Here is an 18112-nt window from a genome sequence, read left to right on the forward strand (position 1 = left end):
TCAAAAAGCTATCTAATGTTCTCGAGAAAATCGAGCCTTCTTTATTTGAATATACTATCGTTGCAGGAAATTTGTCTCTTTTTTCTTCTTCCACTACCATATTTGTAAAAAATAATATCTTATACAAATTTCCTGTCTTTTTATGCTCCCAAAATTCTTTTGGAGATAATTCGTCCTGTATTCTATAATCAGAATAACCTAATATATTTTCTATTTGTTCAGCATGAAATTCTCTGATTTTTGACTGAACAAATTCTTCCATATATGTATCAACTAATAATGAAAAATTATCCGCCTCAGATAATGTATCGAATGTATTGGCTTGTGCTAAACCATGTGGAAATTGAGCAGTCTCTAATTGACCAATACGAACATAATATAATAAATGTTCTGGCCCATCAGATGAAGCATATACTAAACAATGTTTTAACTCTTTATTTGTTTTCATTATTTTCTACCACAATTAAATCAGGATTACTATAGAGATGCACCAATATATTTACTCCATAATAATCAGTATCAATATCTTGGTCATGCAAGTATTTAGAAGCTTTTAATAATTGTTCTTTATCTCTGTCTGTTGGTACTAAAATTTTAATAATATTAACCCATTTAGGATTATTTTCATCAAATTTATCCATATCGTATATATTTTGTTTATTAAATGTATCAAATGATTTCATTTTTAATTTCCTAAATTATAGTGAATATAATATAATTGATATTCTTTTATTTTATCTTTTAGATCGTCGCAAGTAATAATGAATTTTTTGAAGTCAATACCCAATAATGTAAAATATGCAATAAAATTTTGAATAAAAACTGATAGTTCTTTCCCTTCATATCCGGTTATCAACCTTACAATATTACCATTAAATTTTTCACGATATAATTGTTCATTGATGTCTATTTTAACACAATTATCATATTCTATTTTGAAGTTTGGAAACTGATTAAATGCTTTTTCTAAGAAATTTGTCCTATGTATATCAATATCAAGACGATAATCAGCTGTACAATTAGGGTTATCGTTAATATATTGTTGCATTGCCATAAACATAGGTCGTTTTTTATTACGAATCCTATCTACATGATTACTATTTTCAATCTGATATATATCAGTATTAGCATAAGGTGTGGAAAAACAGTAATCAAATACACTTAAAATATCTTTGAATTCATACTCTTGATAAACAGGATATTCTAAAAAATCAAGAGCTTCTTGCCAATTAACAGTTAATGTTAATAACTTACTCGTATATTTTGAAAGATACTTATATTTTAATCCCTCAAAAGTTAATTTGAACCCAGCATACTTATATGCCCGACCAATGATATTACCGCAATCACCGTAAGAAAAATATTGTACAGCAAATGATAAACATTCAATAGGAATCTTAACTAAATCAATTTGGAATATCTCTCCATTATCCAATAAATAGTCAAATGAAGTTATATCGCTATTAATATAAGGGAATTTTGGTGTATAATTTGAACCATCTGATTGTATCCATGATAATTTTGAGGTATCAATTTTACTATCATTCGAGTAAATAATATCTAAATCGCCGAAAGTTTCTTTATCAGGTAAAATTTCAGCGATTTTAAATATACCTGTTGGATATTTCATCTTTAATTCAGTTAAAACTGATTCACATACTTTTTCATAGGTTAATTTATCAATTCTAACTGAACCACAACTCAATGCTCTGCCCCCCATTTTATCACCTCATATTTTCACAACTATTATCACATAATCCACAATCACCGACTATTCCTTTACAATCACAATAATTAGATAATCCTGATTTTGTTTTAATCATTAAACAAAGTAAATTTTTATTAAATAATTTTATACCAAATAGTGTATAATGTAAATACTTTTCATTCCAGATAATCATAATTAGAATTCAATATATTCAACTTCATTTACTACACAGTCGAATATTGTCCAGAATAATGTATTACCATTCATCAAATGCCATATAACCATATCAATTACACCGTCATCAGTAATATCCGTTTGTCGAAATGCTTTTTGAAAATAATCATCGATTTCTGGTAAATCTTTGATATATTTTACTAATAATAGATATAATGCTCTACATTGACCAGATTTATCTTTTGTCTCTTCATTGTATAGAGATAACAATCTACTTAATTTTTCATCATTTGTTTCTGGTTCAATTTTATCCCAATTGATATTATCTGAACTAGAATAGATAGAAATGAATTCGAGCCCAATATTATTATCTAATGCGATTTTTTTAGCAGTATATTTATCTCTTGCTGTAACGAAATATTTGCTAATCGTATCTTGTTCATTTTTAAATTCAAAATAATATTTCATATCGTTCCTTGTATTTTATTCATGGTCATACTGTTCAATATTAAACCCGTCTCTCGTGGCAATAACTTTTACGTGGTTACCAAACATCATTTCCATAACATCTTCAATATCAGAATTTTGAATGAATTCATTAAAATATTCTAATAAATCAATAGAAATATTTTTCTTTTTATCTTCGTGTGAATGTTTGTAATCATAGAGATCTGCTGCCCAAATATCTGGATTATTACCGTCATAACATTCACAATGAATTTCATCTAAATCATCTGGTTCTGTTGCATTAGTGAAACTTATTTCGTGGACACTAAAAACACACTCATCTCCATCATTGAAATAAGGAGAATACTGAGTCCATATAATTGCACCCAAGTCTGGAGATTCATCAAAAATCATTTGAACAATTTGTTTCATTTGAGATTGTGCTTCTTCTTCAAAGACTTTTTTCATTTCCTGAAATTTAACTAACAATGTTTCAGTTTCTTGTTTAATAACTTCTACTTTTTGACTCATGTTATTCAACCTATATTATTTCTAATTAATAATTTACCTTCACCCCATTTAGGTTTTGGTAGAGACGGATCAGCGACGATTGGTTCATATTGAAAATCCCATGCGGCTAATCCTTGTTTATTTTTTCTTTCTTCAATATAAAATTGTTTTATTTCTTTCCATTTAATAATTTCCCAACATTCACCATATGCATCATAACTCCAGCATTGTGCCCAATCAGGATACTCTTTATTATGACATTCTTCCCATTCTAAAATTGTTTGATAGATATATGTCATATCAATCAACCAATGGTATGAATTTGTTTTTTGGTCTATTATGTTTCATTGTACCTGACATCCATTTTTGTATAGTCATATTATTAAGATATTGTTCAACTGTTGGGATGAAACCGAGATCTTGTAAAATATGATCCAATATTCAAATAATATAAATACTATTATATATTAAATTATATACATTGTCAATTAAAAATAAAGGATACTATAATGAGTAAAACAATAGTTGAACACATACCATATACATATCTTATCGGATGGTCAAAATTAAACAAATGGTATTATGGTGTTCGCTATGGAAAAAACTGTAATCCGAATGATTTATGGAAAACATATTTTACGAGTTCAAAATTAGTTAAAAAATTTAGAGATGAATTTGGTGAACCAGATATTATTGAAATAAGACGAACATTTGATTGTCCAGTTAAAGCAACAAACTGGGAATTAAAAGTATTACATCGTTTAAAAGTAGTATCTAATATAAAATTCATAAATGGTCATGCAGGAGGTAATGGTTATAATGCTATGTTACAAGCAATTAAACACACAAAAGGCTTTGCAAGAGTATATGATAATGTAGGTAATAAAATAACAACAATTAAAAATGATCCAAGATTAATATCGGGTGAATTACATGGTAACAGAAAAGGTAAATTAACTGTTATTGATAAAAACTCTAATAAAAAAATTAACATATCGTGCAATGATTATAATAAAGAAATACACACTCATCCTAATACTGGTAAAACGCATAGTAATCATAATATGACAGGTAAAGCCAATTATATAATAAATGATACTATAGTTAAAATAGATGTTATTGAGGCAACAAAATTAAATTTAATATCTGCATCAAAAGGAAAAACCATATATAAAGATATTAATACAAATGAAATTTTATATTTGGATGGAACAGATAATCGAGTTTTAAATAAGGAAGTTGTTGGTATAAATTATGGTAAAAAATTAAATATAAAAAACAAAAGAAAACCAGATATTTGCGATATAAGTAATAAAAAAGAATATATATTACATAATTGGATTCAATATATAACATCAATAGATAGACCCAAAAAGATAAAAAAAATATATTCTTGTATTTGTGAAATTGAAACTAAAGAACACTATGACAAAGCTGGCTGGAATCGTTGGAAGGCCGACGATAAATCAAGAATAACACATATTGTACCAAAAAATATATGTTATTATATTGAAGAATTTTCAATCAACTAATTTTATTTTTCTATTATATTTTAATGAACCAGACATCCAATCTTGCATAATCATATTATTAAGATAATCTGAAACAACAGGAATATGACCAAATTCTCTTGATAAATGATTTTTAACAATTAATGATGTTGGTATCTTTTTTATTTTATCAAAAATTTTACCAAACACCAATTCAGTAATATATATTCCGAAAGAATGGTGTAATAAAGCGTGGTGTCTAATATCTGGAAATACATTAAATGAACTTTCTAAAAAAGAATGTATTTCTAATACTTCATTATAACTTATATTATATAAGCCCACATCAATTTCAGTGTGTTCAATTATTGAAATATTGTTAATTGGCATTATACTATCAATTTTAATATTTCTTAAATATGATTCAACACTAAAAATCCTATTCATATCTTGTTGACAATGATCTTCTGCTATATCTCTTGGGGAATAAGTTTTACCAGCAGAATTTATTCGAGTTATACCAAAAACTTGTTCAACGATAAAACACCCAAAAGCATTATGCAAAATTGCTCTATGTCTTACATCAGGATGAGTTTGTTTACTTGAATCAATGAAATTATCAATATCAATATAATCTTCTGGTATACCACCATACTTTTTTGCGTGTATTTTCGCGTGTAAAAATGGTTTCATTGAATCAATAAGTTTTATTATAAATAGTAATTAAAATCATATCGGCGAAATAATAATTCAAATCATTTACTTTGATATAATCTTCTAATAATGAAATAGCTTCCTCTTCTGTATCAAATGACATATCTTGTAACCTATCATCTCGATTATAATAAGGTCCATGTGCAGGTGGATTTTTCAATAAACCATCTGAACTCAATTCTTTCCAAACATATTTCTTTTTAATCATCGTGTACATCTCTAAGTAATATTAATAATTGTTCAATAGCTATACTATCTTCATCATGAATTACTGCTCTCCCATTAAGAGAAAAAGATTCAGTCCCATTATTATAAAAATATATTATTTCATTAGTATCTTTAAAAATGAGGTCTAAAATTTGTCTTTTTACTTTTATTTTTACACCAAAGAATCCTTCCATATTGATATAATAATTACATTCTTCGTTCGTAAAATATGATTTAAATAAGATTAATCTTCGTATTGATCTTATTTTTGGATGTTGATATAATGGTGGATAGTTGTGATAACTATACATATATTCCTCATAAATTTTCAACATAACCTTATCATTTATTTTTTCAATATAAATTCTTAACTCATCATATTCATTCATTTCTTACACCGTTGATTATTTGAAACCATCTATTTTTTATTAACTGATAATATGAATATGAATCTATTCCATAATTACCAATAGCCCATCCATCATTTACTTCAATCAATATTGTTTTACCGTTATCTAAAATACCAAAATCAAGAGTATAAGCAATATTATTCAATTTCTTATTAGCAATATCAAATACAGATTCAATTATATTTTTATCAGGAAATAACAAACAATCCCCTAAGTAATGTTCACATCCTATTATCTTTTTATTATTGATATATACTCTATATTCACTTAATATATCAATAACATCTTGAGTTTGAACCAACGATGAAGGATTTATTTTTTGATGATATATTTCAAAATCAATATCCCATTGTTTATTAGCAACAAAAGCATTAAATTCTTTAATTTTATTATTAGGTTTAATAAAAACTGGAAATTGTGATATACTATTCAATAATAAATCAGAATTTACCTCTCTACCAATAAAATCGTTAAATAATCGTATTGAAATTTGTTCTGGTATAACTAAATTATTTGCGTGTAAATAATTAGAACACATTTCTACGCTACCAACGATAATATTATCATTACTGAAAGGGATATCTATCGAATTTATGAAATATGATACTTTATGATTAGATTGTATAGCTCCAATTTTGGCACTATAACAAAAATCAAAAGCTAATTCATTATTTTCGTCTATTTGAATCCAACAAATCACGCTCATTGAGATATAATTCTTTTCTATCTAATCTATCTATTATTGCCACCTTGATAGACCAATATGTTACAGGATTTGTCGTTACTTTCAATTCTTCAATCAATTCAATTAATGTTTTACCCATACTCTTTTACCAATTTTCAATACAATTATCTAGAGCATCTCTGATATCAACGACGTCATCTAATTTCATTCCCATCAATAAAAGAACGTCTTTATCTGGATGACTCAACCGTAAATCATGGATAGTATTATGTTTTTCATTATTTAAATGCAATGTTAAAGTAACAGTATCATATTCTTGTTGACTTGTAGTAAAAACTTTTTGTATTCTTCTAACCATTATTCACCCTAAATTTCTTTTTCTGCTTTTCTCAATACCTTCAATAATTCCGCTTGTGATTTGAAATGGATCATATATTCTTTACGAATATTAGGAAATCCATTTTGTTCTAACCAACAAAATGCTATTTCTGTTTTTGGTTCAAGAGAAAACCATTTTTCAACTCTACAGTTATCAACATACCATGCTTCTATGTGTACAACTGTTTCACCAGTAATATCATTCATGGATCTAATAATAAATGATCCACCAACAACTTTTAATTTCGTACTCATAATAAAAATCCGATTCAAGTTATAAAATATAGATATATTATAATTGAATCGGATAAAATTGTCAAAATTATTTTTATAGTTGTTTTCTTTTACTATATGAGTTTTCTTCTAGTATCAAAAACTCTCCAGTATTACAGAAATTTACTAAACTATCTATTGCTACTATGTCTTCAATTTGACGTTCGATATTGATCTTTTCGACTCCTAGTTCACCAATAGCAATATCAATGTTTAACCATTGTTCAACTAATTCTTCTAATTTCATTTGATATAATTTTCGATTGGTGGACATGATGGAATAATAGCATTAGGATATGATTCTTTATATTCCCTTGCAGCTAAATCATAAGCTTCCTTCCAACCATACTTCTTAATTGAAAATGTTTTATGCTTATTATCTGGTTTATGTACAACCCAGGAAGGTGTTTTATATCCATTTCGACTCACGAATATTGTAAACCATAACCCAGGTAAAATAGCATTTTTACTACCGCGGCCTTTTCGGGGAATATTAACATATTGAATATCTTTCATACTTTGTCGATATTTAATAGTGGTTTCAACACCAGACTGTGCTGAGGATTTTTCAAAAAATTTACTGATATAATCTGAAATTTTACTCTCTACTTTAGATTTGATATCTCGAAAAATATTGCTATGATTATTAGATTTTCTAACGATTCTAGAACTTACTGGACCAATTTTACTTAAATCCAATCTAGGATATACAAAGTCCAAATATTTTTCAATCGGAGGACATTTTGGAATTTCCCAAGTTGGTTCATACTCTTGTTTGATTTGCGCTGTTTTCAAATAAGCGCCTTCCCATCCCCATTTCTTAATAGCAAACGAACGAGTTTTACCATCTGGTTTTTTATAATACCAGCAAACAACTCTGGTTCCATAAGTGCTAAAATAATTCAATTTCAAATAAAAGTTATTGGCGAAAGTAATTGTGGTCATCATAATATTATTTCTCTATTTCTTGTTTTGTATAAAAATTTGCAATTTTAAAAGCGATATTAACAATATGCGCTGGACTACTGCTATCAAAATCTAACATGATACTATGTTCTTCCCAATGACCATGTTTATTCAAATAATCCCAACAGCGAAGATGTACTATATTGCCAGGGTCAAAAAAGTCTTCGATTAACATAAATCCTCTATTATCACATTCTTTTTCTTTTTATTACGTTTTCTTCTCGGTTTCGGTACAATACAATCTGTATACCATACTCGCCGAGCTGATTCTTTTGCTTTGTAAAATCTGTTATATTCATCTTCTCTACAAATTTCACACGGTTCCCACTTTGCGCAGGTTATTTCTGACCAAGCATAAGTTTCAACTCGGCGAGTATTATTACAATTAGAACAAACTAATTGCTCCATTCAACAAAACCCAATCCTTCTGAAATAATAGCATATTTTTCAACTTTTAGTTTTTTAAGTGCTATATCTCCGGATTGATAAGAATATTCTAAACCGCAATCTGAATTTAACATCTCAATAATAGCAATCAAGTCATTTAATTCATTATTAACCCTTTCTCTATTAGTTGTAGCTGTACCTGGTATGATTCCATCTAATCCAAACTGAGAAGCTTTAGAAGCCGCTTGAGCGACTTCGCAGCATTCTTCAGCTAATTTATGTAATAATAATTGTACCTTATTCAAAATATTAAACCCTTGCTAAAAAATTTCTGATAGTTTTACGACTCCAATCTGGTACAATTTTTCGATCAAGCATATCAACAAGGATACTATTAACTACAACATTATGCTTCCTGATAGGAATTCTAACTTCAATTGGTGCAAGATTGTGTCTTTCAATGGCCATCCTGATACCAAATTGTTTATCGTATCGATCTTTTGGGCTACAAAATGATGCTTGATATGTTACATAATTACCTGATTCGTCAGTATGTAAAGAAGAAGCGATTGTGATTACACCAGTTTCTTTAGGTGTACGTTTACCAAGTCTATAAATTTTTGTGTTTTGCATATTTAATTCCTTAAAATTAATTTTTCAATAATCGGTTTATTGTTAGTTTTTGTATAATATAAATTTTTACATCATATCCTCCACTCTTACTGGATAAGTTAAATCTTCTTCGTGAATATTATATAACTCTGATACAGGTGCTGTAAATAGTTCTTTAATTTTTTTTTTTTTTAATTTTTCTTCAAGATATAAGACTCTAGCACTTAAAGATATAATATCTTTATCTTCGAACTGCTTAATTGCACTATAATAAGTTTCATCTACTATCTTGATATAATGGTTGAATAGGATTTTTTAACATTTAGTTACCTTTAAATTACAAATGAAAGAAATATACCATGGTAGATCAAATTTAGCGAAAGATGTATATCTTTCAGCTTCTTCTATTGAATTGAATTTCCAAATCTTTTTCCATGAATATGATGGTCGATATTCAATACCAAAAATATAAATTTTATAACAATATTTCATTGAATGATTACCTTATTATTATGAATATAATTGCCTATATCATTATAGAATCCTACATCAGCAAACCATTTCCTCTCAGAGTTATATACGATAGATTCAAGTAAACAAAAATATAAAAGATCTATATTACGTTGTGTATCAGTGCACTTTTTATTTTCGATGAAGTCTAACAATGCTTCATGAAATTCAACTAAAATAAATTCTTTTCTTGCATGATTAAATTCGATATATTCTTCTAATCGTCTACACAATTCTTCTTGTTTTGTTTCTTTCGGTTTACCTTTTTTTGGTTTTTCTCTTGGTATTATGTAAGGCTTATTTGTCATATAAATAAACAACCATTAAATTATTTGCCGCTTCTAGGGTTTCGTCTGCACTAAAAATATGTTGTCCAGTACAGTCAAGGGCATTTGGTATAAACTCTGCAATAGTACCATTATAAGCAGTACTAATAACAACCCAAATTTTATTACTACCAATATATTTGAATTTTGCCCCCAACGGTAAACGTTTGAAATTGACAACTCTATCTACAGCTTCCTCAATAATCCAGTTTTTTGTAGATACTTGTTTCAAGCCGGGTACAATTGGGTATTCGTGTCTTTCTTCTACTTCTTGACAAGCTAATTTAAATGCAGTTTCGTTGCCGTATTTATTCAGTGAAAATGTTTTCCTCCATTGTACACTACTATATCTTCCCTTAATTGCAACCCAAGCAAGATATGTAGAATGCCCGCTTTTAATAGTTCTTAAAGAAATATTTTCAGAAACTTTAAATACAATATTTTTACTCATAATATTATTCTCTCGTTATTATTTAACATATGATAATTTTAATAGCAATTTACACAAATGTCAATAAATTTTAATGTTATACAGAAGTATCAAAAAAATTATCTAAACCAATTAATTGTATACCATCTTTATTTTCTAATCTTTCTACATTTAGAGAATTTTCTGAATATTCATACCAATACTTCCCGGTTTGTTTTGAATTTGATACATATACAATACTTGCAATACCATTTGGACTAGCATTATCAAAAACTTCAATTGTACCTTTATTTACACGAATGACTAACAAATATGCAATCATAATCAATACATCTTTTGATATCATGAATATGTACTTTTATATGTTCGCCTGGTAATATCATTGGTTTCATAATATATCTCTTTAAATTAATTTATGATTATTTTAATAAATGTTTACGCAAGTGTCTACGATTTTTTTCAAAATTTCAATATATTCTTTTCTGTTTTTATTTCTACGAATTTTACGGATATAATCAGAAAGATCTAAACAAACGCTTAACCAACTCCAAGTAGGTCGTAAATTGTTATGGGCATATTCAAGTAAAAGATAAAAAACTTCAATTTTTTCTTTGTCAATATTTCCTTTAGTTAATAAAAACTTAACAGGAAAAATAAAATCTGTTGAATTTGCCCATCTATCAAATGTTGGAATATATCCAATATCAATTTCATTTGAATTAAATCTCAAATAAAATAATTTCGATAATGGATTAGGATTTGAAATGGTTTTATTATTATCAGTCCTATTAAGATGGCTGACGTGAAAACCTTGTTTATGAAAAATTTCCGCTAATTGATGTGTTAGATCCACATGATGCATAATTTAATACCTCTAACATTGGCGATGGTTTTAAAAACTCATCTATATCATTATCATTTCTAATTGGAATTGGTAATACACCAGAATCAAATATTATGAAGTAAGGAGCAATATCATATTCCACAAAATCAGTATCAATATCTCTAACTAACTTAATACCTTCAGATATTATACCTCCATTTGAAATAATGTCAATAATTTTCTTATTTGACATCATATTTCCTCTTTATATTAAAATCTTTTTTACGAATTTTACACATCTTACCATCTGATCCATGAAATACTATACCTTCTATATCATTACTCAGATCAGATAAATAATGTTTAATTGATGAATATGAAAAATCGACGATGTAGAGAATTTCATAACCATGCTTGATTAAGATATGATATGGTAATCGTTCTGGATTGCCACCAACTTTCGGTCCACATAACTCATAAGTCCCATCTTCGATTACATCGTTCAGTGACATGAATCGCCATAAACCTTCGATGAAATATTGATCTGCTGGACTATCTTGTTTACATTTAACCCAATGTGGCCAATGTCCTGTTATTGGATCAGGTTCCTGGCACGGAATAGCATCTTCGGGTGGTATCTTACCTACTTTACAATCATATCGCTTATATAATTTCCCACTAATAATAGCACACGCGGTGCCATCGAATTTACGAGTAGCTTTAACACCTTTTTCAAGATATACCCATTCATTTTCTTGCCGAACTTTTGGGGTAATATTTGATTTATTACCCTGATGTAAAACAACGAATAATGTACTAATTTTTTCATAAATATAATTCACCAAATGAAACAATAATATCTTCATTGAAGTTTCTGATAACTAATTCGTCATATACTTGTTCTGCATTTTTTGAATTGATACAAAAAGCATTAACAATTTCTTTATGCTCATTATTAGCAAAAAATTCAGCTATTTCTTCAACTGTCCACATGATATATTCTCCAAATAAAAATAAAGTATGTAAAATTATAATTGATTTTATATAAATGTCAACTATTATTTTTATAGTGTTGCATACATATACCAATCTGGGACGTAATCAAGATCGTTTTTTGAATTATACTCATTTATGAATTTATTAGCTGTTTCTAAATCAGGAAACTCTTTTACTTCATCGATTTTTTGTCCCCAACCCCGTTCGCTTTCAATGATATATACTTTAATCATGATAATTTCCTAAATAATTTTGAAAACATGATTTATTATAAATAAAATTCACGAAAATGTCAAATAATTTTATTGATGATATATTTCTCTATCAATATCAATACCATCTCAATTATCTACTCCTGCAGCTTCTAGTGTATCAAGCCATCTTAATCGATCACATATATCCTTATCAATATTATTGTTAGTTTTGATTATATCTAATTCATCTGAAATCGTTCTTGACTCTGAATATTTTTGTGATATATCTTGTTCTAATTGATGAATAAGTTTTTCTGATTTTTGTTTATATTCAGCAAATTCTTTTGAAATATTTTTCAATGATTCGTATTCTTTGTTTACACGAACAATAGTATTTTTAACTTGATGAATAGCCCAATCAATATTATCCGGGCCATTAGGATACATCTTATTATAAATTTCAATTTGTTCTTGAGTACACAATTTTAATAACTGATTGAGTAAATTCTTATTATTTTTAACTTTTTTATTATTTACGATATTATCAAATTGTATATCACGAGATTCTTTAGTGATATAGGCCCATTCAGCAGTTAATCCATCAAAAATAATTAAATGATGATTTTTATTATCTTTCTTTTTGATACTTGTACACAATTCAATATTAACTGGATTATTACAAATAGTTGTACCATTTATCTTGATTGAATCAATATCACAACAAATAAATTTACTCATACTAATTTTCTCCATCCAGCATTGATCAGTGCATCAATAATAGTTGTTAAATTAATACCATACTCATAAAGACCGATATCATTTTTTAAATCTTCAATAATAACTTTCTTTGCCTTTTCTGCATACCAATTTAAATTTTTAATTTGTTCTTCTGTTAGATAAATACCTTGTAACAACGAAAATTGAATGTTATTCAAATATTCAGATATAGCACCATATTCAGGGTGTGTAAGATCCATTTTTAATTCCTAGTGATGGATAGATATAGAGTTTTAGTATTATTTGATATTTCCCTTAATACTTCTTTCGTTTTATTATCAATACCCATCGGGTATATCGTGTATTTTGGTATCAATCTCAAATCATCATTTAAAAAATCGATGATATTACTTCCGATGAAAGATATAATATCTTCTTTAGTATTTTCTGTCGATATAGTTATACCAATATGATTATTATTTACAGCATCAATAACTCGCTGTTTTTCAATATCGTCGGTTGGTTTATTTTGCATCCCATAAAAATACGACTGATATAATGCTCGTTGTATTTCTCCAACGTCACATACAGCTACAAGTTGTACTTGTGTACCAAGATAACATATTTGTAAATATTCAATAACTTCGTATGCAATCCCTTTATTTCTAAACTCATCTTTTTCGATTTCTGTTAATTGATCAAAAGTTAAAATATTAACCGTAAAAATATCCATTATTTGTGTCCTTTATATGAAAAATAAATTGCGAGTATTGACCAAGTTATATTTGATATAACCATCATAACTGCCCCATAAAAACTAAATTCTTGCCCGATTGATGGATAAAAATATAAATTATACAACCCCCATGAAATAAAGAATAACATACTATAAATAGATAAACCTTTAACTTCTTTATCTTTTAATATTATCCTACAATTGTTTAACGAAGTTATTCCCCCAATAAGTTCGAAACACCCATTTATCAAATCATTTAGTTGTTGTGAAAAATCATTTATATTTAGCATTTACCCTCTTTTTATTTCCATGATATAACTGTTTAGCTATACTTTCTAATAATTCATATTTTGCTATTCTATTTCTCCATTCAATAGGAATAGAATCAAAACCATAATATGCCCCAGCTAATTGTCCTGTGATAGATGCAATTGTATCTGCGTCACCTCCTAAATTGGCTGCTAATAATATTGCATCTTTATAATTTTCTGTTTGATTGAAACACCAAATTGCGGCAGAAATAGAATCTTTAACGTATCCGGTTGATTTAATATCAGTGATCCGCGAATTTATCTTATTTGCTCCAATTATTTTCAATCTTGGATAATTAACAATTGTAGCTTTATCAATACACGATAAAGCTAATAATAATAATTCCACAAAAATTGTACAACAATCGATACAATCAACGCTTGCGTGAGTTGTTAATGAGCTTCGCATAGCATATTTTAAAGCACTTTTAGTATCAGATAGATAATACAATGCAATCGGAGCAATACGCATTAATGAACCATTACCTGAAGATAATGATCCGTTTGGCAATCTCGCCGATAAAACATAAGCTGAATTTACCTCATCATCAGTTCTAATATATTCATCTAATATTTTTCTCGTTTGATCCCCTATATCAAAACAAACATCATTACTACTAAAGTATCCTGTTTTATACCATTTGACGTATTTATCTAATTGATCTTTAGCATCAAATCCAGCACAAACGATTAAGCTCTGAGCTAAGCATAAGGTCATACTTGTATCATCTGTCCATTCTCCGGGCTCTAAATAAAAAGGGCCGCCGCCAACCATATCAGTAATTGGTTCAAATGTACCTCGCTCTTTAAATTCTAATGTTGTACCAACTGCATCACCAATTGCTAAACCAAATATACAACCCATATATCTATCTAATAATTTCAAATCAAACCCCCTTATCGTTGAGGGAATATGTTTAAGTCTATACTATTTTCTACCATACTTATTAAATACCTCTTTAATATATTCTACACTCACGAAATCCCCTTTTTCGTGATATTCCGGATAAAACGCTTGAGACAATCGACGACCGTCTTCATCAGCAATATTACACCCACTATCATCACGAATTAACTGATAAATTTTTCCATCTATCTCAAATAAAGAACCTATTGCTAAATGTGTTATATTCATTTCAAATTATCTCTTTTTATTTTCAACTATAATGATAAAGTAAAATTACCATTTTTTCCTGTGATTGTCAATATATTGATAGTTTCTATTATTGTTTTTCCGGTACTGTCAATCATCGTCCAATCAGTAACACAATCATCAATCAAAATATTGTGTTGATCTTTACCATTGATCATACAATATTTTAAAAATGAAATAAATTTTCCATTTTGTTGGATATATTCCGTAGTATTTTCATAATGATATCTATCAAATTTCTTTGTTTCTTTCATTAAATCTTCGATAGAAGGCCATTTAATAATAATAACACCTAATAATTCCTCTAGATCATTTTTCATTTGATCTGCGAAAATTTCTTTATCGCCTTTATTCCATATAGCAGCAGAAAAAATATTAACTTCTTTTATTTCTCTGGCCAATAACCAAGATTTAACTTCTTTTATATTCATTGCATTAGTTTGACTAAACAAAAAATCTGACCAAGAAGTAATAATGGTTTCTTCTAGATCCAACCATACAATTGGTTTATTTTTTATTAGCATAAATTTCTAAAATTTGTTTAGTTGCCATAGTAATCACATTATCTTTTGCATATCGATATTCTATTCCTATACTTTTTGCATATTCCCTAGATATTCTATTTAAAGTAGAAGTATCTAAAATTTCATATCCGCTAACTCTTTGTAATAAATCTTTAGCTAATTCGGGAAGTTCTTTTGATATTTGTTCGTTAATATTCATAATTCCTCGATGATAAGTAAACGGTGTTTTTCACCTAAAGAACTGGAATGAAAATGTGTATGTAATTTCATATCATTAACATGCCAATCATGCCATTTATCTTCTAAAAAAGCATTGATATTATGTTTAGGGATATCATTGATAGTGAACTCTTCATCTAAAATTGTCCATATTCTTTTGATTTTAGTTGATTTTTTGAGTTCAATGATATCCCCGTTGTTGACTTCAATTAAATAATTCATAAATAATCAACTCGTTTATAATAACCCTAAAAATAAATTTCAAGGTTATTATATTATTCATATCATAATTTGTCAACTAAAGTGTGATATTCTCTGAAATTTTAGTAATCTCATTCCAACTAGAGAGATTACTAAAAACATTTTTAACTACCTCAAAATTCATACTAGTAAAACTTTCAGTGTGATCAGGATAATTGATATGTGTATATTCATGACATGCTGCTGTTAATAATGACATAATCATTTCTTTCTTATTAGTACTCCAATGTTTTTCAGGATTGACTTGAAAAACATACCCTCCATCAATTTGTTTAAATTGTGCTAGAGCAGTATCTGATATTACCCAACCAATATTGAATGAAATGTCATAATCCATGGTTTGAATTACTTTGATCACACATGCTTTCCATAATAACGCCAAAGTTTCATATTTCTTTTGCATTGTAGCAGGATCAAGTTTAGTAGGCAATTTATCAATACCTTTCTTTTGAATATCAACTACAAAATTACTTTCAAGATTAAGATGTTGTTTGATATAAGAAATTTCAGGCTCAACTCTAACCATCTCATCAAATATCTGGTTCATTTCTTCGCGGGTATTACTATCTTGCAGAGCAATTACTAATTCTTCAATTTTATTCTTTACTGAAAACGATATTTGAGTTTCTTTGATAAATTTCTTTATCGCCTTGATAAAAGAAAAATTTTGTTGCCCTTTATAGACAATTGTTTGGTTGTATAATCTACCAAACATATTTTTATTCATTTGAATATTATTCGTGATTTTTTGTAGTTCTTCACGATACTTATACTGCATAGAGTCTCTGTTAGAAGATAAGCAATCAATTGAATTTAACGTCAATTCAATAATGAACTTTTTATTTGAGGATTCATTTAAATATACCTCAAACATTTCAATACCATTTTTTCTCACAGCAGCATAATACATATCATATGCACTTTTGGTATAAATATTACACCATTCTGCTTGATATACAAGTTCTAAATATTCTTCAATATTATCCAATAAATTATTATTGATATAGATATTGATTCCAGGCAAATTACATCTGGCAATAAAATCCTTTCCTGTTTTTATATATTCATTCATGTTATAAGAAAATGATTCATGAAAAAATATTTGAATCCTAGTACCTTCTCTGTATTGAGCATTAGTATTCAGCTCATAAGATAAACAACTACCTTCTACTTTATTCGTTCTAGTATGGATAAAATATTTATCGTGGGCGAATAGTAATAGATTTTTTGCCTCACCGAAGCCACCAGTAGCATTTTCACCTTTAACTGAACCGGATAATGTTAACATGGCTTGGATTAATCTATCAGTATCCATTCCACACCCATCATCTTCGCAAACCATATTATCTACATTTAATTCGAATCTAATATTTTTACTTCCAGCGTCTACAGAATTTTGTAAAAATTCTCTAAATAACGCTAATCTCGGACTTGAATATTGTCTTTTGATATTTTGTGAGAAATATGTTGAAGGGATTTTAACTTGTTCTTTTCTCATAATATTTTTCCTCAAATATAAAGTTTACATTACAAACTTTATTATATGTTAATAACAAACCTGAAGTCAAATATTTTTAATTTGAAATATGCATATCAATTAGGTCAACGAATTCATCTTTTGTATATTCGTGACTTTTATTTAATAAATTTTTGATTGTTTTAATCAATTCTTCATAATATATATTGTCTTCTTTTAAAGTATCTATCTCTGAATCTTCTACCTGACTACGCGATTCAATTGCTTGATATAATTCAAATTCTTCTGAATATTTAATGAATTGTTCTTCTAATTCATCTCTGGTTAATGTATTGATGATTTTACATATTTCAGTTGGAGTAAAATTTGATGGAACCATATTATAATCCCATTTTACTATTGATTGAATTTACATTTATAGCTGGTAGATTGATATTATTAGGATCAATAAGAGTCATAGGAATAAATGGTTCA

General features: G+C 27.8%; 37 protein-coding genes. 1 reads left to right on the forward strand and 36 read right to left on the reverse strand.

Features of this window, described 5'->3' with window-relative positions:
* The 6 genes from PHC28_RS04785 to PHC28_RS04810 all read right to left on the reverse strand — a co-directional run.
* Positions 1-448: hypothetical protein (locus PHC28_RS04785; RefSeq protein ID WP_300096845.1), on the reverse strand; the 448-nt coding region annotated here is incomplete at its 3' end.
* Complete coding sequence (locus tag PHC28_RS04790; RefSeq protein WP_300096846.1) at positions 435-683, reverse strand: hypothetical protein; 249 nt, start codon at positions 681-683, stop codon at positions 435-437. The genes PHC28_RS04785 and PHC28_RS04790, both read right to left, overlap by 14 nt.
* Before the next feature lie 2 nt (positions 684-685).
* The gene (locus PHC28_RS04795) at positions 686-1720 is read right to left on the reverse strand and encodes a hypothetical protein (protein WP_300096847.1); all 1035 of its coding nucleotides are present in this window, start codon (positions 1718-1720) and stop codon (positions 686-688) included.
* Positions 1721-1903: 183 nt separating this feature from the next.
* Positions 1904-2350: a hypothetical protein gene (locus tag PHC28_RS04800; RefSeq protein WP_300096848.1), complete on the reverse strand. Its 447-nt coding sequence runs from the start codon at positions 2348-2350 to the stop codon at positions 1904-1906.
* A 15-nt stretch (positions 2351-2365) separates the two neighbouring features.
* Positions 2366-2860 (reverse strand): hypothetical protein, encoded by a 495-nt coding sequence (locus tag PHC28_RS04805; protein WP_300096849.1) that lies wholly within the window; start codon positions 2858-2860, stop codon positions 2366-2368.
* A gap of 5 nt (positions 2861-2865) precedes the next feature.
* Positions 2866-3138 carry a hypothetical protein gene (locus PHC28_RS04810; RefSeq protein WP_300096850.1) on the reverse strand — a complete coding sequence of 91 codons (273 nt, stop codon included), beginning with the start codon at positions 3136-3138 and terminating at the stop codon, positions 2866-2868.
* A gap of 210 nt (positions 3139-3348) precedes the next feature.
* Between PHC28_RS04810 and PHC28_RS04815 the strand changes: the two genes are divergently transcribed.
* The gene (locus PHC28_RS04815) at positions 3349-4371 is read left to right on the forward strand and encodes a hypothetical protein (protein ID WP_300096851.1); all 1023 of its coding nucleotides are present in this window, start codon (positions 3349-3351) and stop codon (positions 4369-4371) included.
* Here the strand turns inward: PHC28_RS04815 and PHC28_RS04820 are convergent.
* From PHC28_RS04820 to PHC28_RS04965, 30 genes are all read right to left on the reverse strand, one after another.
* Positions 4360-5022, reverse strand: a complete 663-nt coding sequence (locus PHC28_RS04820; protein WP_300096852.1) for a hypothetical protein — start codon at positions 5020-5022, stop codon at positions 4360-4362. The genes PHC28_RS04815 and PHC28_RS04820 overlap by 12 nt on opposite strands.
* Positions 5023-5026: 4 nt before the next feature.
* Positions 5027-5251, reverse strand: a complete 225-nt coding sequence (locus PHC28_RS04825; RefSeq protein WP_300096853.1) for a hypothetical protein — start codon at positions 5249-5251, stop codon at positions 5027-5029.
* Entirely contained in the window at positions 5244-5639 is a 396-nt protein-coding gene (locus tag PHC28_RS04830; RefSeq protein ID WP_300096854.1) for a hypothetical protein, read from the reverse strand. The genes PHC28_RS04825 and PHC28_RS04830 overlap by 8 nt, the downstream gene beginning before the upstream one ends.
* Positions 5632-6366 carry an ATP-grasp domain-containing protein gene (locus PHC28_RS04835; protein WP_300096855.1) on the reverse strand — a complete coding sequence of 245 codons (735 nt, stop codon included), beginning with the start codon at positions 6364-6366 and terminating at the stop codon, positions 5632-5634. The genes PHC28_RS04830 and PHC28_RS04835 overlap by 8 nt, the downstream gene beginning before the upstream one ends.
* Complete coding sequence (locus PHC28_RS04840; RefSeq protein ID WP_300096856.1) at positions 6329-6484, reverse strand: hypothetical protein; 156 nt, start codon at positions 6482-6484, stop codon at positions 6329-6331. The genes PHC28_RS04835 and PHC28_RS04840 overlap by 38 nt, the downstream gene beginning before the upstream one ends.
* Positions 6485-6490: 6 nt before the next feature.
* Entirely contained in the window at positions 6491-6703 is a 213-nt protein-coding gene (locus tag PHC28_RS04845) for a hypothetical protein (RefSeq protein WP_300096857.1), read from the reverse strand.
* 8 nt (positions 6704-6711) lie between these two features.
* Positions 6712-6978 carry a hypothetical protein gene (locus PHC28_RS04850; RefSeq protein ID WP_300096858.1) on the reverse strand — a complete coding sequence of 89 codons (267 nt, stop codon included), beginning with the start codon at positions 6976-6978 and terminating at the stop codon, positions 6712-6714.
* 73 nt (positions 6979-7051) lie between these two features.
* Complete coding sequence (locus tag PHC28_RS04855) at positions 7052-7243, reverse strand: hypothetical protein (protein WP_300096859.1); 192 nt, start codon at positions 7241-7243, stop codon at positions 7052-7054.
* Positions 7240-7944 carry an AP2 domain-containing protein gene (locus PHC28_RS04860; RefSeq protein WP_300096860.1) on the reverse strand — a complete coding sequence of 235 codons (705 nt, stop codon included), beginning with the start codon at positions 7942-7944 and terminating at the stop codon, positions 7240-7242. The genes PHC28_RS04855 and PHC28_RS04860 overlap by 4 nt, the downstream gene beginning before the upstream one ends.
* A 4-nt stretch (positions 7945-7948) precedes the next feature.
* Positions 7949-8137, reverse strand: coding sequence for a hypothetical protein (locus tag PHC28_RS04865; protein ID WP_300096861.1), 189 nt, complete (start codon positions 8135-8137; stop codon positions 7949-7951).
* A 220-nt stretch (positions 8138-8357) separates the two neighbouring features.
* Complete coding sequence (locus tag PHC28_RS04870) at positions 8358-8654, reverse strand: hypothetical protein (protein ID WP_300096862.1); 297 nt, start codon at positions 8652-8654, stop codon at positions 8358-8360.
* A gap of 4 nt (positions 8655-8658) precedes the next feature.
* Positions 8659-8982, reverse strand: coding sequence for a hypothetical protein (locus PHC28_RS04875; RefSeq protein ID WP_300096863.1), 324 nt, complete (start codon positions 8980-8982; stop codon positions 8659-8661).
* Positions 8983-9449: 467 nt separating this feature from the next.
* Positions 9450-9779, reverse strand: a complete 330-nt coding sequence (locus tag PHC28_RS04880; protein ID WP_300096864.1) for a hypothetical protein — start codon at positions 9777-9779, stop codon at positions 9450-9452.
* Positions 9769-10248 carry a hypothetical protein gene (locus PHC28_RS04885; protein ID WP_300096865.1) on the reverse strand — a complete coding sequence of 160 codons (480 nt, stop codon included), beginning with the start codon at positions 10246-10248 and terminating at the stop codon, positions 9769-9771. Before PHC28_RS04885 ends, PHC28_RS04880 begins: the two co-directional genes overlap by 11 nt.
* 76 nt (positions 10249-10324) lie before the next feature.
* Positions 10325-10549 carry a hypothetical protein gene (locus PHC28_RS04890; protein ID WP_300096866.1) on the reverse strand — a complete coding sequence of 75 codons (225 nt, stop codon included), beginning with the start codon at positions 10547-10549 and terminating at the stop codon, positions 10325-10327.
* Between the two features lie 102 nt (positions 10550-10651).
* On the reverse strand, positions 10652-11080 hold the full coding sequence (locus tag PHC28_RS04895) for a hypothetical protein (RefSeq protein ID WP_300096867.1): 429 nt from the start codon (positions 11078-11080) through the stop codon (positions 10652-10654).
* Positions 11043-11303, reverse strand: coding sequence for a hypothetical protein (locus tag PHC28_RS04900; protein WP_300096868.1), 261 nt, complete (start codon positions 11301-11303; stop codon positions 11043-11045). The genes PHC28_RS04895 and PHC28_RS04900 overlap by 38 nt, the downstream gene beginning before the upstream one ends.
* Positions 11293-11916, reverse strand: a complete 624-nt coding sequence (locus PHC28_RS04905) for a DUF5565 family protein (protein WP_300096869.1) — start codon at positions 11914-11916, stop codon at positions 11293-11295. The genes PHC28_RS04900 and PHC28_RS04905 overlap by 11 nt, the downstream gene beginning before the upstream one ends.
* A complete protein-coding gene (locus PHC28_RS04910) occupies positions 11876-12043 on the reverse strand; it encodes a hypothetical protein (protein WP_300096870.1) in 168 nt (55 codons plus the stop codon). The genes PHC28_RS04905 and PHC28_RS04910 overlap by 41 nt, the downstream gene beginning before the upstream one ends.
* A 71-nt stretch (positions 12044-12114) precedes the next feature.
* Entirely contained in the window at positions 12115-12279 is a 165-nt protein-coding gene (locus tag PHC28_RS04915; protein ID WP_300096871.1) for a hypothetical protein, read from the reverse strand.
* Positions 12280-12387: 108 nt separating this feature from the next.
* Positions 12388-12978 (reverse strand): hypothetical protein, encoded by a 591-nt coding sequence (locus tag PHC28_RS04920; protein ID WP_300096872.1) that lies wholly within the window; start codon positions 12976-12978, stop codon positions 12388-12390.
* A complete protein-coding gene (locus PHC28_RS04925) occupies positions 12975-13217 on the reverse strand; it encodes a hypothetical protein (RefSeq protein WP_300096873.1) in 243 nt (80 codons plus the stop codon). Before PHC28_RS04925 ends, PHC28_RS04920 begins: the two co-directional genes overlap by 4 nt.
* Positions 13218-13219: 2 nt before the next feature.
* Positions 13220-13690, reverse strand: a complete 471-nt coding sequence (locus PHC28_RS04930) for a hypothetical protein (protein WP_300096874.1) — start codon at positions 13688-13690, stop codon at positions 13220-13222.
* Between the two features lie 276 nt (positions 13691-13966).
* Positions 13967-14869, reverse strand: a complete 903-nt coding sequence (locus PHC28_RS04935; RefSeq protein WP_300096875.1) for an ADP-ribosylglycohydrolase family protein — start codon at positions 14867-14869, stop codon at positions 13967-13969.
* Positions 14870-14932: 63 nt separating this feature from the next.
* Positions 14933-15139, reverse strand: a complete 207-nt coding sequence (locus PHC28_RS04940; protein WP_300096876.1) for a hypothetical protein — start codon at positions 15137-15139, stop codon at positions 14933-14935.
* A gap of 26 nt (positions 15140-15165) precedes the next feature.
* Complete coding sequence (locus PHC28_RS04945) at positions 15166-15651, reverse strand: hypothetical protein (protein ID WP_300096877.1); 486 nt, start codon at positions 15649-15651, stop codon at positions 15166-15168.
* Between the two features lie 13 nt (positions 15652-15664).
* Positions 15665-15880: a hypothetical protein gene (locus tag PHC28_RS04950; RefSeq protein ID WP_300096878.1), complete on the reverse strand. Its 216-nt coding sequence runs from the start codon at positions 15878-15880 to the stop codon at positions 15665-15667.
* Entirely contained in the window at positions 15877-16122 is a 246-nt protein-coding gene (locus tag PHC28_RS04955; protein ID WP_300096879.1) for a hypothetical protein, read from the reverse strand. Before PHC28_RS04955 ends, PHC28_RS04950 begins: the two co-directional genes overlap by 4 nt.
* A 76-nt stretch (positions 16123-16198) precedes the next feature.
* On the reverse strand, positions 16199-17659 hold the full coding sequence (locus tag PHC28_RS04960; protein ID WP_300096880.1) for an ATP-binding protein: 1461 nt from the start codon (positions 17657-17659) through the stop codon (positions 16199-16201).
* A gap of 76 nt (positions 17660-17735) precedes the next feature.
* Positions 17736-18017, reverse strand: coding sequence for a hypothetical protein (locus tag PHC28_RS04965; protein ID WP_300096881.1), 282 nt, complete (start codon positions 18015-18017; stop codon positions 17736-17738).
* Positions 18018-18112 lie beyond the last annotated feature (95 nt).

Origin of the sequence: Flavobacterium sp. (assembly GCF_028712645.1) — a bacterium.
In the GTDB taxonomy this organism is placed as follows: Bacteria; Bacteroidota; Bacteroidia; order Flavobacteriales; family Flavobacteriaceae; genus Flavobacterium.

Bases quoted from the DNA above. Each gene is read 5' to 3' on its own strand.
- PHC28_RS04790 (WP_300096846.1), bottom strand. From the start codon at position 683: ATGAAATCATTTGATACATTTAATAAACAAAATATATACGATATGGAT.
- PHC28_RS04795 (WP_300096847.1), bottom strand. From the start codon at position 1,720: ATGGGGGGCAGAGCATTGAGTTGTGGTTCAGTTAGAATTGATAAATTA.
- PHC28_RS04800 (WP_300096848.1), bottom strand. From the start codon at position 2,350: ATGAAATATTATTTTGAATTTAAAAATGAACAAGATACGATTAGCAAA.
- PHC28_RS04805 (WP_300096849.1), bottom strand. From the start codon at position 2,860: ATGAGTCAAAAAGTAGAAGTTATTAAACAAGAAACTGAAACATTGTTA.
- PHC28_RS04810 (WP_300096850.1), bottom strand. From the start codon at position 3,138: ATGACATATATCTATCAAACAATTTTAGAATGGGAAGAATGTCATAAT.
- PHC28_RS04815 (WP_300096851.1), top strand. From the start codon at position 3,349: ATGAGTAAAACAATAGTTGAACACATACCATATACATATCTTATCGGA.
- PHC28_RS04820 (WP_300096852.1), bottom strand. From the start codon at position 5,022: ATGAAACCATTTTTACACGCGAAAATACACGCAAAAAAGTATGGTGGT.
- PHC28_RS04825 (WP_300096853.1), bottom strand. From the start codon at position 5,251: ATGATTAAAAAGAAATATGTTTGGAAAGAATTGAGTTCAGATGGTTTA.
- PHC28_RS04830 (WP_300096854.1), bottom strand. From the start codon at position 5,639: ATGAATGAATATGATGAGTTAAGAATTTATATTGAAAAAATAAATGAT.
- PHC28_RS04835 (WP_300096855.1), bottom strand. From the start codon at position 6,366: ATGAGCGTGATTTGTTGGATTCAAATAGACGAAAATAATGAATTAGCT.
- PHC28_RS04840 (WP_300096856.1), bottom strand. From the start codon at position 6,484: ATGGGTAAAACATTAATTGAATTGATTGAAGAATTGAAAGTAACGACA.
- PHC28_RS04845 (WP_300096857.1), bottom strand. From the start codon at position 6,703: ATGGTTAGAAGAATACAAAAAGTTTTTACTACAAGTCAACAAGAATAT.
- PHC28_RS04850 (WP_300096858.1), bottom strand. From the start codon at position 6,978: ATGAGTACGAAATTAAAAGTTGTTGGTGGATCATTTATTATTAGATCC.
- PHC28_RS04855 (WP_300096859.1), bottom strand. From the start codon at position 7,243: ATGAAATTAGAAGAATTAGTTGAACAATGGTTAAACATTGATATTGCT.
- PHC28_RS04860 (WP_300096860.1), bottom strand. From the start codon at position 7,944: ATGATGACCACAATTACTTTCGCCAATAACTTTTATTTGAAATTGAAT.
- PHC28_RS04865 (WP_300096861.1), bottom strand. From the start codon at position 8,137: ATGTTAATCGAAGACTTTTTTGACCCTGGCAATATAGTACATCTTCGC.
- PHC28_RS04875 (WP_300096863.1), bottom strand. From the start codon at position 8,982: ATGCAAAACACAAAAATTTATAGACTTGGTAAACGTACACCTAAAGAA.
- PHC28_RS04880 (WP_300096864.1), bottom strand. From the start codon at position 9,779: ATGACAAATAAGCCTTACATAATACCAAGAGAAAAACCAAAAAAAGGT.
- PHC28_RS04885 (WP_300096865.1), bottom strand. From the start codon at position 10,248: ATGAGTAAAAATATTGTATTTAAAGTTTCTGAAAATATTTCTTTAAGA.
- PHC28_RS04890 (WP_300096866.1), bottom strand. From the start codon at position 10,549: ATGATTGCATATTTGTTAGTCATTCGTGTAAATAAAGGTACAATTGAA.
- PHC28_RS04900 (WP_300096868.1), bottom strand. From the start codon at position 11,303: ATGTCAAATAAGAAAATTATTGACATTATTTCAAATGGAGGTATAATA.
- PHC28_RS04905 (WP_300096869.1), bottom strand. From the start codon at position 11,916: ATGAAGATATTATTGTTTCATTTGGTGAATTATATTTATGAAAAAATT.
- PHC28_RS04910 (WP_300096870.1), bottom strand. From the start codon at position 12,043: ATGTGGACAGTTGAAGAAATAGCTGAATTTTTTGCTAATAATGAGCAT.
- PHC28_RS04915 (WP_300096871.1), bottom strand. From the start codon at position 12,279: ATGATTAAAGTATATATCATTGAAAGCGAACGGGGTTGGGGACAAAAA.
- PHC28_RS04920 (WP_300096872.1), bottom strand. From the start codon at position 12,978: ATGAGTAAATTTATTTGTTGTGATATTGATTCAATCAAGATAAATGGT.
- PHC28_RS04925 (WP_300096873.1), bottom strand. From the start codon at position 13,217: ATGGATCTTACACACCCTGAATATGGTGCTATATCTGAATATTTGAAT.
- PHC28_RS04930 (WP_300096874.1), bottom strand. From the start codon at position 13,690: ATGGATATTTTTACGGTTAATATTTTAACTTTTGATCAATTAACAGAA.
- PHC28_RS04935 (WP_300096875.1), bottom strand. From the start codon at position 14,869: ATGGGTTGTATATTTGGTTTAGCAATTGGTGATGCAGTTGGTACAACA.
- PHC28_RS04940 (WP_300096876.1), bottom strand. From the start codon at position 15,139: ATGAATATAACACATTTAGCAATAGGTTCTTTATTTGAGATAGATGGA.
- PHC28_RS04950 (WP_300096878.1), bottom strand. From the start codon at position 15,880: ATGAATATTAACGAACAAATATCAAAAGAACTTCCCGAATTAGCTAAA.
- PHC28_RS04955 (WP_300096879.1), bottom strand. From the start codon at position 16,122: ATGAATTATTTAATTGAAGTCAACAACGGGGATATCATTGAACTCAAA.
- PHC28_RS04960 (WP_300096880.1), bottom strand. From the start codon at position 17,659: ATGAGAAAAGAACAAGTTAAAATCCCTTCAACATATTTCTCACAAAAT.
- PHC28_RS04965 (WP_300096881.1), bottom strand. From the start codon at position 18,017: ATGGTTCCATCAAATTTTACTCCAACTGAAATATGTAAAATCATCAAT.